A 14,729-nucleotide genomic window follows, 5' to 3' on the forward strand; every position below is an offset into this window, starting at 1 on the left:
GGCGCTTGCGCTTTTCTAAAATAAGGAGGTAATTAACATGAACTATAAAAAGGAGCTAGCTGACATACTTTATGGTCTGCTCGACCAGGAAATACCTGCAGCCCAATTGGAAATTTTGATTGAAAAACCCAAAAAAACAGACCATGGGGATTTGGCATTCCCATGCTTTACACTGGCTAAATTAAAACGAAAATCACCTAACGTTATTGCTCAAGAACTAAGTGAGAAAATTCAGTCAGCAACATTCGAAAAAGTAGAGGTTGTAGGCGGGTATATAAATATTTTTTTAAATAAAAGGCTCGTCTCTGAAAGACTAATAAATCAAGTGATCGCTGAAAAGGGCCAGTTTGCCGGCCTTGATTTTGGGAAGGGTGGAACGGTGACGATTGATCTTTCATCACCGAATATTGCCAAACCGTTTTCGATGGGGCACTTGCGTTCAACCGTGATTGGGAATGCTATCGCCCTTATTGCCGAAAAATGTGGTTATAAGCCGTTTAAGATTAACCACCTTGGCGATTGNNGGGACACAATTTGGAAAGTTAATTACTGCCTATAAACTTTGGGGCGATGCTGAAAAGGTTAAACAAAATCCCATCAAAGAACTCCTTGCTCTGTATATTAAGTTCCATGAAGAGGCAGAAAGTGACCCAACGTTAGAGGATGAAGGGCGAAGCTGGTTTAAAAAACTGGAAGATGGCAACGAGGAAGCCTTATTACTTTGGCAATGGTTCCGTGATGAATCACTAAAAGAGTTCTCGCGCATTTATGAGCTGATGAACGTGGAATTTGATTCTTTTGCCGGTGAAGCTTTTTACAATGATAAAATGGATCGGATTGTTAACCTCCTCGAGGAAAAGCAGTTATTGGTAGAATCAGACCACGCTATGGTTGTGGACTTATCCGAGGAACAACTGCCTCCGTGTCTTATTAAGAAATCAGATGGGGCAACGCTGTATGCCACCCGTGACTTGGCAGCGGCGCTATATCGTAAAGAAAACTACGATTTTGTTCAGTCATTATATGTAGTGGGCCATGAACAAAGTCTGCATTTTAAGCAACTAATAGCTGTTCTGGGAAAAATGGGCTATGAATGGGCAGAGAATATGGTTCATGTACCATTTGGAATGATGTTAAAAGACGGCAAAAAGATGTCCACGCGTAAAGGTAAGGTTGTGTTATTAGAGGAAGTACTAAATGAGTCGATTGCGATGGCAAGACACAATATCGAAGAAAAGAATCCTAATTTGAAAAATAAGGATCTAGTAGCTAAACAGGTAGGCGTAGGGGCGGTTATTTTCCATGATTTAAAAAATAACCGCATGAACGATATAGAGTTCTCTCTTGAGGAAATGCTTCGATTTGAGGGAGAGACAGGGCCATATGTTCAATACACGTTTGCCCGTGCCTGTTCCATTTTAAGAAAAGCAAACTATCAAGCAGTAGCTCTTCCGGAAAACGAGTCAACAACTTGGGAAAAGGAATGGAAAGTGGCAAGTCTCTTGATGGAATTTGAATCTGCCATTAAAAGAGCTTGTGAAAATCATGACCCGTCGCTTATCGCGAAGTATATTATCGACTTAGCTCAAGGCTTTAACAAGTACTATGCAGAAGTAAAAATCTTAGAGGAAAATGAAAGTTTAGAAGCCCGCTTAGCCCTAGTCTTTTCGGTTACGGTTGTTCTTAAAGAGGGCTTGCGCCTGTTAGGTATTGAAGCACCCGAAGAAATGTAAGTACGTTTTGTTTAATAATAATCCATTAATGGTATAAAATAGAAGCTGGGATTGAAAGAGGAGGCCATTAAAATGAGTGAACTTTTATTTAAAAGCTTTGAGCTGACAAGAAGTTTCTTAGTGAGAAATGTCGAAGGGATCGATGAGGCAAACGTAGATGTGCAGCCAGAAGGTTTTAACAATACCATTCATTGGCATGTAGGGCATGTTCTAACCGTTGCAGAACAATTTATGTTTGGTTTTCCAAAAAAATCAACCAACCTTCCAGCTAATTATATGGAGTTATTTGCAACTGGAACAAAACCGGCTGACTGGCAAGGAGAGGTTCCATCCATAAAAGAATTAACAGAGCAGTTAAAGGAGCAAATCAAAAGGATCAAAGAAATACCTGGAGAAAGCTTTAATGAGCGGTTGAAAACTCCATTTCTTGGTCAAGAAACCTTTGGTGAGCTTGCCAATTTTGCCATCTTTCATGAGGCAAACCATCTAGGTCAAATTCAAGCAATGAAACGAGTAATTGAGACAGTGAAAACCAAATAATACTTAATGAAAAGTCGTTTTTACAGCCGTAGAAACGGCTTTTCACCATAATTGAGAAGGAGATTGTTTTTTGTATGGAAGAACAGCTTCAAAAGGAAAAGATTTGGACAAAAGACTTTGTGCTTATTTGTTTGGCTAATTTCTTTATCTTCCTAGGATTCCAAATGACGCTTCCGACGATTCCGTTGTTTGTGGAAGATTTAGGCGGAAATGACCAACTAATTGGCTTTGTTGTCGGCATTTTTACGTTTTCTGCGTTACTGCTTCGTCCTTATGCAGGTACCGCTCTTGAAACAAAAGGACGGAGGTTTGTCTATATAATTGGTTTAACCATCTTTGTGCTTTCAGTCGGTTCCTTTGGTTTCTTAACCAGTATTGTGTTGTTATTTATGATGAGGGTTGTTCAAGGTGGTGGCTGGGGCTTTTCCACGACCGCGTCAGGTACGATTGCCTCAGATTTAATCCCTGTCTCAAGACGTGGTGAGGGTATGGGCTTTTACGGACTTTCAGGTAATTTGGCGCTGGCGATTGGCCCCTCACTGGGACTCACTTTAACTGGTATAATCAACTTTAAACCTTTTTTTCTTATATGTGCAGGATTGGGACTGATCGCATTGATTTTATCATCCCGAATTTCCTATAAAAAAATCGATCCAAAACCAGGCATGGAAAAAACAAAGAGTAAGCTTTATGAAAAAGGGGCCTTGAAGCCATCTATTCTGATGTTTTTTATTACGGTCACCTTTGGCGGAATTGCTGCCTTTCTACCTTTATACACAGCCGAAAAGCATATTTCAGGAATTCAATTATACTTCCTATTTTACGCACTGGCGTTAATGATTACGCGAAGCTTTGCGGGAAAGTTATATGACCGAAAAGGACTTGTTGTTGTCTTTATTCCGGGAACATTCCTAATTTTAATAGCTATGATTTTGTTAGCATGGCTGCCTAATAGCTTAATCTTATATACAGCCGCGACGTTTTATGGATTAGGATTTGGTATGGTTCAGCCGGCCCTTCAATCCTGGTCGATTGAAAAGGTGCCAGTAAATCGAAGGGGAATGGCAACGGCAACCTTTTATTCTTTCTTCGACTTGGGAATCGGCTTAGGGGCAATGGGCTTTGGCCAAATAAGCCATCTGCTTGGCTACAGCAGTATCTATTGGACGTCGGCTGTCTCGATTGCTATTTCGATGCTGCTCTATTTGTATTTCTTATATCGGGACCGCTTAAGTGTCTCACAAAAAGGGTAGAAAAAGGTATGGAGTATTCCTACCTTTTTCTACCCTTTCTGATAAAATTGGATGATTCCATTGGAAAACGGGGAAAGTAAAGGTAGATATCCATTTTCTTATGATAGGCGCTTACATATAAAGCGTTCATTAATTTGTTAAATATGGTGCGTTTTTTAAAAGAAGTACTTCATATTGATAACACTGTTATGTTAAAATCAATCGGTAATTCTACTTTAAAAAGTGGTGGGTGAGATCACGTGCTTTCTTCTTTTAAGCGATTTTTAATCGGTCGACCGTTGAAATCGACCGAATTGGGCGAACAAAAGTTAAATATTTTAAAGGCGTTAGCCATTCTTTCTTCCGATGCCTTGTCATCAGTAGCTTACGGGACAGAACAAATCCTGATTGTCTTGGCAACCATTAGCGTTGTTGCCTTTTGGTATTCCATACCAATTGCTGTTGGGGTATTATTCCTCTTAGCGGCACTCATTTTATCTTATCGGCAGATTATTTATTCGTACCCTCATGGCGGTGGGGCTTATGTCGTATCGAAGGAAAACATAGGAGAAAAAGCAGGCCTAATTGCTGGAGGCTCCTTACTAGTTGATTACATATTGACGGTGGCGGTAAGTGTTACGGCCGGTACAGATGCGATTACATCCGCTTTTCCGGCCTTACATGCACACTCTGTTTTTATTGCTGTTGTATTAGTTATTTTTATTACCATCTTAAATCTGCGTGGAATAACAGAGTCAGCCTCTATATTGGCCTATCCGGTTTATTTGTTTGTCATTGCACTTTTTATATTGATTGGTGTAGGACTTTTTAAAATTGTAACGGGGGATATTTCTCCTTCCGCACAGCATGCATCAATTGGAGCACCAGTTCAGGGAATTACCTTGTTCTTGCTGCTTCGCGCTTTTGCATCAGGATGTTCGGCCTTAACAGGGGTAGAAGCGATATCTAATGCCATCCCGACCTTTAAAGATCCGGCACCTAAAAATGCGGCGAGGACATTAATATTAATGGGTTCCCTTTTGGCCTTATTATTTTCCGGTATCACCTTTTTGGCCTATTATTACGGAATTGCACCAAAAGCGGAGGAAACAGTTGTTTCACAAATTGCTAAAGAAACCTTTGGACGAAATTATCTTTACTTCTTTGTTCAAGGAACAACAGCACTGATTTTGGTTTTAGCCGCTAATACCGGTTACTCAGCCTTTCCACTGTTAGCATTTGCGCTTGCAAAAGATAAGTACATGCCAAGAATGTTTACGATTCGAGGAGACCGTCTAGGTTATTCCAATGGGATTGTCTCACTTGGAGTGGCTTCCATCATTCTGATCATAGCTTCAAAGGGCCAGACAGAGCACTTAATCCCGCTGTATGCTGTAGGGGTGTTTATTCCATTTACGCTATCACAAACAGGGATGATTATTAAATGGCTTCGTGAAAAACCTACTGGCTGGGTGGCAAAGTTAACGGCTAATTTAGTTGGTGCTCTCATTACTTTAACGGTTTTAATTATTTTCTTTATTACAAAGTTGGGCCAGGTATGGTTTGTCTTTTTATTCCTGCCGCTCATTGTTCTCATGTTTAAAAGAATTAATTCGCATTATGAGGCAGTCGGAGAACAGTTGCGAATTCATCCAGATGATGAAGCGATGCCGGTTCAAGGAAATGTTATTATTGTTCCGGTGGCAGGTATAACCAAGGTAGTTGAAAACTCTATCAACTATGCTAAGTCCTTAACAGATCAAATCTTTGCTGTTTATATTTCCTTTGATCGGGAAGATGAAAAGCGATTCGAGGAAAAGTGGGAGAAATGGCAGCCAGATGTTAGGCTTGTAACATTGCACTCGCACTACCGCAGCATTTTACACCCATTATCAAAGTTCATTGATACGGTTGAGCACAAGGCGAGTGAAAACGATTATCGAGTTACGGTATTGATTCCGCAATTTATTACAAAGAAGAGCTGGCACAATATATTACACAATCAATCAAGTTTATTAATTCGTGCCTACCTGATTTTTAAGAAGAAGGTTATTGTAGCGACACTTCCATATCATTTTAAAAAATAGGAATGTCCGCTTTACTAAAAAATATTATATATAAAAGGTTTTCTAGGGTTCCGTGGCAAAAATGCCAGGCAGGTCCGAGAGAAAACGTACAGAAGAAGCTGCTTCTGTATACACGGAAGGAGAAAAGCCTGGGAGAAAAGCGTCGTGACGCGTTTTCTTCCAGGCTTTTTACTATGGAGATGAAGGGGGTTTTTACTTGGATTTATTACTTGAAAATAAATGGATGATACTTGTCAGTCTTGAAGTACTAGCTTGGGCGTCTACTTTTTTTCTTTTGTATGCACGTTATGGACTGAAATCAGGCTTTTGGTTTAAAGTGGCAACCGTTTTATTCGCTCTAACAGGAGTCATCCCGCAAGTCCTAATGGGTATTATAAATTTTATTTCAACGAAAAGAATCGATATGTTTACGCTTATAATTGTTCTGCTTCTTGTATATGGTTTTACGATTGGAAAACAACATGTCAAAAAACTTGATGCCTGGGCCCAAGCGAAATTCTCTAAGCAGTCGACATAAGAAAAGCGCAAGGCGNNCCTTTTGGACGGATTGGCTTGTGACCTCGAGCCGATGGCGCCTGGAGCTAGACAATTCTCAAAGCCGAAAACTTTTATACTTTCTTATCTCATGAGAAAACCACCGAGTAATTAATCGGTGGTTTTCTTTGTTCTTTTGACTAAATAATAGATAGCTCCTAAAACAATAGCAGCGATAATGAGCGGTAATACATAAGGATGTGCGACCTCTTTTACATGTGACCAGTTGCTGCCTAACGCCTTTCCTAAATATAAAAAGAGGATTGACCATGGCAATACTGCAGCGACAGTGTAAAGAGTAAATTTACTGGCCGGCATCTTGGCAATTCCTGCAGGAATGGAGATAGCGTGTCTTACAACAGGGATAAACCTAGCGGAAAAGATGACCCCGGCTCCATACTTTTCAAACCATTGTTCAGCGACATCAATATGTTTCTTTTTAATAAGGACATATTTCCCGTATTTCTCCAAAAAGGGTCTTCCCCCATAATAACCTGCCCAATATAAAAATAGCTGGGCAATCGTCCCGCCGATCGTCCCGGCAATGACCGCACCGACGAAATTCAGATGTCCTTGGGAAATCATGTAGCCGCCATAGCCTAAAACAATTTCACTTGGGATGATCTCAATCATTAGTCCTAAAGCAATCCCAAAGTAGCCTAACTGCGAGAAAAATTCCAAAATTGAGTTAATATAGTCTGTCATAGTTCACCTTCGCTTATTTCTTCTTTAACAAATTATGTTTCTTATTTTATACCAGTTTGTCTCATATTGAAATCAATATGGTGGTACTAAAGAAATCATGCTTAATTATCAATCGTTTTTTTAAAGATCAAGTCTTTCTCTAGCAGCGTGACATTTATATTAACGATTAGATAGGCGAAAGGTTTCATTTTATAGTGAAATTACATCAAATGCTTCAGAAACATAGTCGCAATCCCAAAGTAAGTCATCAGCGAAAAGATATCATTTAAAGTGGTAATCAGCGGTCCTGATGCCACTGCCGGGTCAATCTTCAAACGGTATAAAATTAAAGGAATGATCGTACCGGCGAGGGTGCCGATAATCAGTGTAAAAAAGAGTGAGGAACCTACGACAGCCCCTAAAATTAAATTGCCTTGCCAAATATAAGCAATAATTGCAATAATAATCGCACAGGTCACACCAATCGTAATCCCAACACCAAGTTCCCGTGCGATTAAGCGAGTGATCACCCTTCTATCAATATCCTGTGTAATCAGCCCCCGCACCACTACCGCAAGCGACTGGGTCCCGGTATTCCCAGTCATCCCGGCAATCATTGGCATAAAAAAGGCGAGCGCCACAACGCGTTGCAGGGTTTCCTCAAAACTGCTAATAATCCTTCCCGAAATAACACCGATAAATAATAATAATATCAGCCATGGCAAACGCCTCGCGGCTGCTACTAAGGTTTTCGTTTCAAAATCGATCGATTTCCCTGATGCCGATAATTTTTCAATATCCTCATTTGCCTCCTGGATGAAAATATCAATGATGTCATCGACCGTCACAATCCCGACCAAGACGTTGTTTTCATCGACTACAGGTATAGCTAAGAAATCATACCGTTCAGCTGTTTGAGCAACGACTTCCTGGTCTGTTGCAGCTGAAACAGAAATCACCCGTTCATACATAATCTCACGGATCTTTTCTTCGGGTTCTGCCAGCAATAAATCCCGGTAAGAAACAACACCCACAAGCTTGCGGGCCTCATCAATGACATACAGATAATTAATGGATTCAGCAAACTCAGCAAATACCTTAAACTTGTCTACGGCTTCCCGGACAGTAAAATAGTCACGAATCCAAACGAAACGGTTGGTCATAATCCGTCCGGCTGTTTCCGGCGGATAATTCATAATGCCTTGAACGGCACTTGATTCTTCTTTTTTCATACCAGATAGGAGCGAATCCTTCTTTTCAGGAGACAATTCATTTAACAACAGGGCCAAATCATCATTGTCCATCAAGTCCAATACTTTACTGGTCTTTTCGATTCCAAGAATATTTAATAACTCGAGCTGCTCCTCTTTATCAAGCTCCTCCATCAAATCTGCCAAGACATCTGTGTTTAAAAATAGTAGGAATCTCCCTTTATGCTTTTCCGGAAGGTCTTCATAAATTTTAGCCACATCATAGGGCTGGAGCTCCTCGAGGATGGCTTCAAATTCTGCTTTTTTGTTTTCCTTTAGGGTTTTAATAATATAAAGGCTGATTTCATCCGCAGTCATATCTTTTATCATACTTATTTGCCCCTTTCTGTGGGTGCCGATAAAAATTAGCTGTTAAAAATGGTAGATGAACAAATAATAAGGAGTAGGATATATAAAATTAGTATGTGTAACTGATGAAAATTTTTTGTAAAAGAAATGAAATATGCTATTAGGCCTATAATTTGATAAAATAAGGAAGGATTTATAAATAATAATTGGAAGTTTCATGGAAACTGTCCGTTAACATATTACATGTGGTTGATCGGAGGAGTTTGGCTTTGAAAAAGCATCATCAAGACATACGGGATCTCATCTATGTACATCTTAATCAATCAGACCAGTATGTAATGTCCTACGGTATCGAATTCAGCGAATTTGCTGCTGCTTTTTCAGGTTCATTAAATCATTTGCTTTTACTAAAGCACCGTTTTGATGATGCTGATTTTAATATGCATACACTACTCGAATATTGTCCGGACGACCGAATTGATAAGTTAGCAGCCGAGGATGTATACGGATATGGAAACTTTTGCTGGATTGATTTTACCGAGGAAGAAGTATTGAATGAACTTTCAGGTCAGGAGTTAGCTGAATTATTATTCCTTGGCCATCAGAAGCAGCACTTAAAGTTGCCCTTTTACAACAAACTCAGCAACCGTTTTGTTTATCTAGCCCATGATGATGGCTGGTATAACAAAATTTACTATCGAAGCTTTAAGGACTTTTTTCATTTACTAAGTGAAGTGATTGCAGGTAAGCTTGGTGAATTAAAGCTTGAAAAATCTATTCTAGGGATTAGGAAAAAACGAACGTATCCGCAGGTCAATAAGGAAATCCTGCTTTCATTAACCCCGTTTATAAAAGAGGGGATTTGTATTTCTTTACGGGATGCGGAACACCAGCGGACACGAATTGACATTCCAATCTGGGTCATGGGCGATTTTGACAATATGGATGATATGTATGAAGAGTACCAACAAATCTCCAATAAGCCTTACCATGCCAAACTAATCTTTGATAAAAGAACTAAAGAGTGGAAGCTCAATGTCATATAGTGTGCAGAACAGTCCTATTAGCAGGACTGTTTTTCTTATAGTAAAAAATGATCATTGTCTAGAGTCAGTTTATGTATATACTTCTAGGTAGCCCTGTGGGATAGAAATTGTGACAAAATGTGGATAGATGGTATTGAAGCAAGCACTAGGTATCATAAAATAATGAATGAGAAAAAACATTTAAAAACAGGTCTGCTACATTTCCTATCTTATTTAGTAAAGTGTTAAAATATAATGTGAATGAGAATTTGGAGGAATAGTAATGAAAACAAAACTAGGGTTATTATATGGCGGAAAATCCGCGGAGCATAAGGTTTCCTTACAAACAGCACTTGCTGTCATCCGAGCATTAGACCTTGAAAAATTTGAAATCTATCCAATTTACATAAATGTTGAAGGACAGTGGATTAAAGGGCCACAGTTACTTGAGCCGGTTGAAAATGTGCAGGCACTTGAATTTACCAATGCGCCACAATTATCACCATTATCATTAGCACCTGCCCTTTTTCAGGCCGATCAGCAAGAATCTGCACCGCTTGATGTTATTTTTCCATTGTTACACGGACCGAACGGCGAGGATGGAACCGTCCAAGGCTTATTAGAGCTCCTCAATTTGCCGTATGTTGGAAATGGTGTTCTTGCTTCATCCGCCGGGATGGATAAAGTGTTGATGAAAAACATTTTTGCACAAGCGGGGCTCTCGCAGGTAAACTATGTCTCTTTTATTAAAAGTGAATGGGCACAGGCAAAGGAAGAGGCCTATTCCCATGTCGAAGAGCAGCTTGGTTATCCATGTTTTGTGAAACCAGCAAACCTTGGCTCTAGTGTCGGAATTAGCAAATGCACGAATCGTACTGAGTTAGACAAAGCCTTTGAGGAAGCTTTCCAATTTGACCGCAAAGTCATTATTGAAGAAGGTGTTGTTGCTCGCGAAGTTGAAATTGCTGTTCTTGGCAATGATGAGCCAGAATGCTCTGTGGCTGGTGAAATTGTTCCAAAAAAGGATTTTTATGATTACAAAGCGAAATATGAAGACGGGGAAACAGCACTAATTATCCCTGCGGATATTACCGAGGAAGAATATGCACAAATGAAGGAGATGGCTGTTCGTGCGTTTAAGGCACTAGACTGTTCCGGTCTTGTTCGTGCAGATTTCTTTTTAACAAAGGATGGCAAGGCGTTAATTAACGAGGTAAATACAATGCCTGGCTTCACCCCTTTCAGTATGTTCCCGCTTTTATGGAAGCATACAGGCTTAGAATATCCGCAGCTGATTGAACGCCTGGTTCAGCTAGCACAAGAAAGACATGCGGAGAAACAGCAAATTAAGTATACGTTTTAATAAATTGATTGAGACACGGCTTGTACGCCGTGTCCGTTTCTATTTAAGAAAAGTGGGTAGATTTATAATGATAAAAAGGAGGGTATCCAATTGATCAAACGTTCTTTAAAACAGATTTCAGAAATGGCCTCGGCCATAAATGATATTACCCCTTTCGCAGATGTTGTTATTGAGGGGGTTACCATCGATACGCGAAAAATTCAGGCAGGAAATTTATTTGTACCCTTTAAAGGTGAACGTTCAGACGGTCATAAGCATGTGGAGGAGGCAATCCAAAAAGGGGCAGCCGCGGCTCTATGGCAGAAGGATGTTCCAAATCCACCGCAAGGGCTGCCAATCTTAGTTGTTGACGACTGTCTTGTAGCCTTGCAGGAAATGGCTCGAAAATATCGGCAGGAATTATCGGTCAAAGTAGTTGGGATTACGGGCAGTAATGGTAAAACAACAACAAAGGATATGACAGCAAGTTTATTATCGACTCAATATAAAGTTCAAAAAACCGAGGGGAATTATAACAACCACCTGGGTCTTCCGTTAACGGTTTTAGGGTTAAGTGAAGACACTGAAATTGCGGTACTGGAGATGGGAATGAGCGGCCGAGGGGAAATTGCCTTCTTGACTAAACTTGCCTGCCCAGATGCCGTTGTAATTACTAACATTGGGGAATCGCACTTGCTTGACCTTGGTTCAAGAGAAGGAATAGCGGAAGCGAAACTAGAAATTCTTCAAGGGCTGCGTGAGGGTGGACTTGCCGTTCTTCACGGTGATGAGCCGTTATTAATGGAAAGAATTTTCCAATATAAAGGAAACATCAATATCCAAACGTTTGGACGAAATTCGACGAATGACCTTTATCCTAAGGATATAACACAAATTGAGCAAGGCAACTCCTTTAAAATAAATGTCTCAGAGACGGTCTTTGAGCTGCCTGTTCTTGGTACACATAACATATTGAATGCACTCGCAGCTATGTCAATCGCCCATTATTTTTCCATTCCATTTGAAAAAATGAACGCAGGATTGGCTAACATTAAGCTTACTAACATGCGTATGGAACTTGTTGAAGGAAAACAAGGTGAAAAGATCATTAACGATGCTTATAATGCCAGCCCTACATCGATGATGGCGGCGATTGAATTGGTATCCAATCTTCAGGGATACAAACGGAAAATCCTCGTGCTGGGGGATATGCTCGAGCTTGGTCCGGAGGAAGAGCAGTACCATTTGCAAATAGGTACAGGACTAAATCCGGAAAAAATTGATTATCTGTTCACATATGGTGAGTTAGGCAGCCAGATTGCCAAAGGAGCCCATCAGGCTTTAAGCAAAGAGAAAGTATTTGCCTTTAAAGATAAGTCAAAACTGATTGAAAAATTAAAGACATATGTAGATGAAACTACACTTGTTCTTGTTAAGGCTTCACGCGGGATGAGATTAGAGGAGATTGTTCAAGCCTTACAAAAGAAGTAAAGGGGATAGGCGGTGAGAATATGATTGGCTGCTTACTTATTCATGGCTTCACGGGTGCTCCTTATGAAGTACAGCCGCTGGCAGAGTATTTGCAGGAACGGACGGATTGGAAATTTAGTGTTCCAACATTGCCGGGACACGGTGTTCCCGGCTCCTTAAAAGGAGTACAATATCAGGAATGGATTGATCATGCCGAGGCTGAAATGTTAAAGCTGATTGATACCTGTAATGAGGTATATGTCGTTGGTTTTTCTATGGGTGGTATGATAGCCAGTTATCTCGCCGCCAAGTATCCTGTAAAAAAGCTGATTCTACTGAGTGCAGCGGCTTTCTATCTGAACCCGAAACAGTTAGCTGTCGACATAAAAGAAATAGCCAAGGATTCCCTGAATGGAAACTTACGAGCTAATGAATTATTTCTCCGTTATAAAAGAAAAATAACAGAAACACCCTTTGCGGCTACAATGCAATTCCGTAGACTTGTTTCTTTTATTAAACCTCTATTGCATCAGGTAAATGTACCCACCTTTATTGCACAAGGGGAATCTGACGGGATTGTGCCGCCCAAAAGTGCTGAATATTTATTCCAAACCATAAGTGCAAAGCAGAAAAAACTCACCTATATCAAGCATTCTAAGCATCTCATATGCCACTGTGAGGAACGAGATTCCCTGTTTTCTCAAGTGTTTGACTTTTTAATGGAGAAAAAGCCTATTTAAGGCTTGAAGACGGTTTAAAAGATGTCATTATTGCAAATTAATAGTAAGAGTGGTATGATATTCATCAACGTGTCTAAAGGACGATGATTGAAGGCATACTCTTTTGGAGAATGTCTTTTTTTGGTAAAATAAAGAAGTGAAAATTACCGCATTTTGATGCGTATGTTTGTATATTCAGCACTTATATACCAAATATTTTTTATATAGATGAAGGAGAATGAAAACATTGACAAAGTTTGAAGAATTAGGCATAGGTCAAGCCACTTTAAAAGCTGTACTCAAAATGGGTTTTGAGGAAGCTACACCAATCCAATCAGAAACGATTCCGTTGGGGCTAAAAGGTATAGATTTGATCGGGCAAGCTCAAACAGGAACAGGTAAAACAGCTGCTTTTGGAATTCCGTTGGTGGAAAAAGTTGACGTGAAAATGGATGCCATCCAAGGGATTATTATTGCGCCAACTCGGGAATTAGCGATTCAGGTTTCGGAAGAACTTTACAAAATTGGGGCAGGAAAAAGAGTTCGTGTCTTGCCAATTTATGGTGGCCAGGATATCAGCCGCCAAATTCGCTCATTAAAGAAGGCTCCACATATTATTGTGGGAACTCCTGGACGTGTATTAGACCACATTAATAGGAAAACAATGCGTCTTGATACCGTTAATACCGTTATTCTTGATGAAGCAGATGAAATGTTGAACATGGGATTCATCGAAGATATTGAATCGATTCTCGCTTCAACACCTGCAGAGCGCCAAACACTATTGTTCTCTGCTACAATGCCTGGACCAATTCAAAGAATGGCAGAAAAATTCATGAAGGATCCGCAAATTGTTCGTGTAAAAACGAAAGAAATGACCGTTCCTTTAATTGAACAATATTACATTGAAGTGCAAGAAAGAAATAAATTTGACGTGTTAACAAGACTTCTTGATATTCAATCACCGGAACTTGCCATTGTTTTTGGTCGGACAAAGCGCCGTGTTGATGAATTAGCGGAAGCATTGACTTTAAGAGGATATACAGCAGAGGGTATTCATGGTGATTTAACTCAAGCGAAGCGTATGTCGGTCCTTCGAAAGTTTAAAGAAGGAACAGTTGATGTCCTTGTTGCAACTGACGTAGCGGCAAGGGGTCTGGATATTTCCGGCGTTACACATGTATATAATTTTGATATTCCGCAGGATCCGGAGAGCTATGTTCACCGTATCGGCCGTACAGGTCGTGCCGGAAAGACGGGTGTTGCGATGACTTTCATCACACCACGTGAGAAATCTTACCTTGCTGTTGTGGAAAAAACAACGAAGAGAAAGATGGAAAGAATGCAGGCTCCAACTCTTGATGAAGCACTAGAAGGTCAACAACGTGCAGTTGTAGATAAAATTGTTCAAACAATTGAATCCAACAACCTTCATTATTACAAAGCAGCAGCACAGGAATTACTAGAAGGCAATGATGCTCAAACTGTTGTGGCTGCAGTGTTAAAGATGCTAACAAAAGAGCCGGATACTACTCCTGTAAAATTGACGGAGGAATCTCCGCTGCCACAAAAAAGAGATAGAAAACAGTTTGACCGTGGCGACCGCCGCAGAAGAGACGATTCTAGAGGTTCATACAACTCTGATCGTAACAGAAAAAAGGCACCGGTAAAGCCAAGAAGCGGTGAAAAGCGAACTGGCGGTAAGTCATCAAAGCCAAGAAGCTATAATCATCAATAAACGTTAGCAGAGCAAGGACGAGGTCCTTGCTCTTTTTTTCTCATGAGATAAGAAAGTATAAAATTT

Annotated in this window: 11 protein-coding genes, 1 pseudogene and 1 riboswitch; of the genes and pseudogenes, 10 read left to right on the forward strand and 2 right to left on the reverse strand. The window is 40.2% G+C overall.

Annotated elements, in window-relative coordinates:
- Positions 1-37 precede the first annotated feature (37 nt).
- The 5 genes and pseudogenes from argS to COD92_RS30075 all read left to right on the forward strand — a co-directional run bounded on the left by argS (position 38) and on the right by COD92_RS30075 (position 6,109).
- Positions 38-1,733: pseudogene (gene argS / locus COD92_RS30055) on the forward strand (arginine--tRNA ligase).
- A gap of 72 nt (positions 1,734-1,805) precedes the next feature.
- Entirely contained in the window at positions 1,806-2,273 is a 468-nt protein-coding gene (locus tag COD92_RS30060) for a DinB family protein (protein ID WP_098531715.1), read from the forward strand.
- Positions 2,274-2,347: 74 nt separating this feature from the next.
- The gene (locus COD92_RS30065) at positions 2,348-3,526 is read left to right on the forward strand and encodes an MFS transporter (protein WP_098531714.1); all 1,179 of its coding nucleotides are present in this window, start codon (positions 2,348-2,350) and stop codon (positions 3,524-3,526) included.
- A 239-nt stretch (positions 3,527-3,765) separates the two neighbouring features.
- On the forward strand, positions 3,766-5,592 hold the full coding sequence (locus COD92_RS30070) for an APC family permease (protein WP_098531713.1): 1,827 nt from the start codon (positions 3,766-3,768) through the stop codon (positions 5,590-5,592).
- Between the two features lie 31 nt (positions 5,593-5,623).
- Positions 5,624-5,729: riboswitch (guanidine-I (ykkC/yxkD leader) on the forward strand.
- A gap of 59 nt (positions 5,730-5,788) precedes the next feature.
- Positions 5,789-6,109, forward strand: coding sequence for a hypothetical protein (locus COD92_RS30075; RefSeq protein WP_098531712.1), 321 nt, complete (start codon positions 5,789-5,791; stop codon positions 6,107-6,109).
- 128 nt (positions 6,110-6,237) lie between these two features.
- Here the strand turns inward: COD92_RS30075 and uptA are convergent, their stop codons facing one another.
- Both uptA and mgtE read right to left on the reverse strand, forming a co-directional pair.
- Positions 6,238-6,831: an undecaprenyl phosphate transporter UptA gene (gene uptA / locus COD92_RS30080; protein ID WP_098531711.1), complete on the reverse strand. Its 594-nt coding sequence runs from the start codon at positions 6,829-6,831 to the stop codon at positions 6,238-6,240.
- Positions 6,832-7,031: 200 nt separating this feature from the next.
- Positions 7,032-8,390, reverse strand: a complete 1,359-nt coding sequence (gene mgtE, locus COD92_RS30085; protein ID WP_098531710.1) for a magnesium transporter — start codon at positions 8,388-8,390, stop codon at positions 7,032-7,034.
- Between the two features lie 248 nt (positions 8,391-8,638).
- On the opposite strand from mgtE, the gene COD92_RS30090 reads away from it, so the two are divergent.
- The 5 genes from COD92_RS30090 to cshA all read left to right on the forward strand — a co-directional run bounded on the left by COD92_RS30090 (position 8,639) and on the right by cshA (position 14,663).
- Positions 8,639-9,415 carry a hypothetical protein gene (locus COD92_RS30090; protein WP_098531709.1) on the forward strand — a complete coding sequence of 259 codons (777 nt, stop codon included), beginning with the start codon at positions 8,639-8,641 and terminating at the stop codon, positions 9,413-9,415.
- Positions 9,416-9,677: 262 nt separating this feature from the next.
- Complete coding sequence (locus tag COD92_RS30095) at positions 9,678-10,757, forward strand: D-alanine--D-alanine ligase (RefSeq protein ID WP_098531708.1); 1,080 nt, start codon at positions 9,678-9,680, stop codon at positions 10,755-10,757.
- Between the two features lie 90 nt (positions 10,758-10,847).
- Entirely contained in the window at positions 10,848-12,227 is a 1,380-nt protein-coding gene (locus COD92_RS30100) for a UDP-N-acetylmuramoyl-tripeptide--D-alanyl-D-alanine ligase (RefSeq protein WP_098996806.1), read from the forward strand.
- Positions 12,228-12,247: 20 nt separating this feature from the next.
- Positions 12,248-12,946, forward strand: coding sequence for an alpha/beta hydrolase (locus COD92_RS30105; protein WP_098531706.1), 699 nt, complete (start codon positions 12,248-12,250; stop codon positions 12,944-12,946).
- Positions 12,947-13,163: 217 nt separating this feature from the next.
- A complete protein-coding gene (gene cshA, locus COD92_RS30110; protein ID WP_176541293.1) occupies positions 13,164-14,663 on the forward strand; it encodes a degradosome RNA helicase CshA in 1,500 nt (499 codons plus the stop codon).
- The last annotated feature ends 66 nt before the right edge of the window (positions 14,664-14,729 follow it).

The sequence above is a fragment of the Bacillus sp. AFS037270 genome (assembly GCF_002585305.1).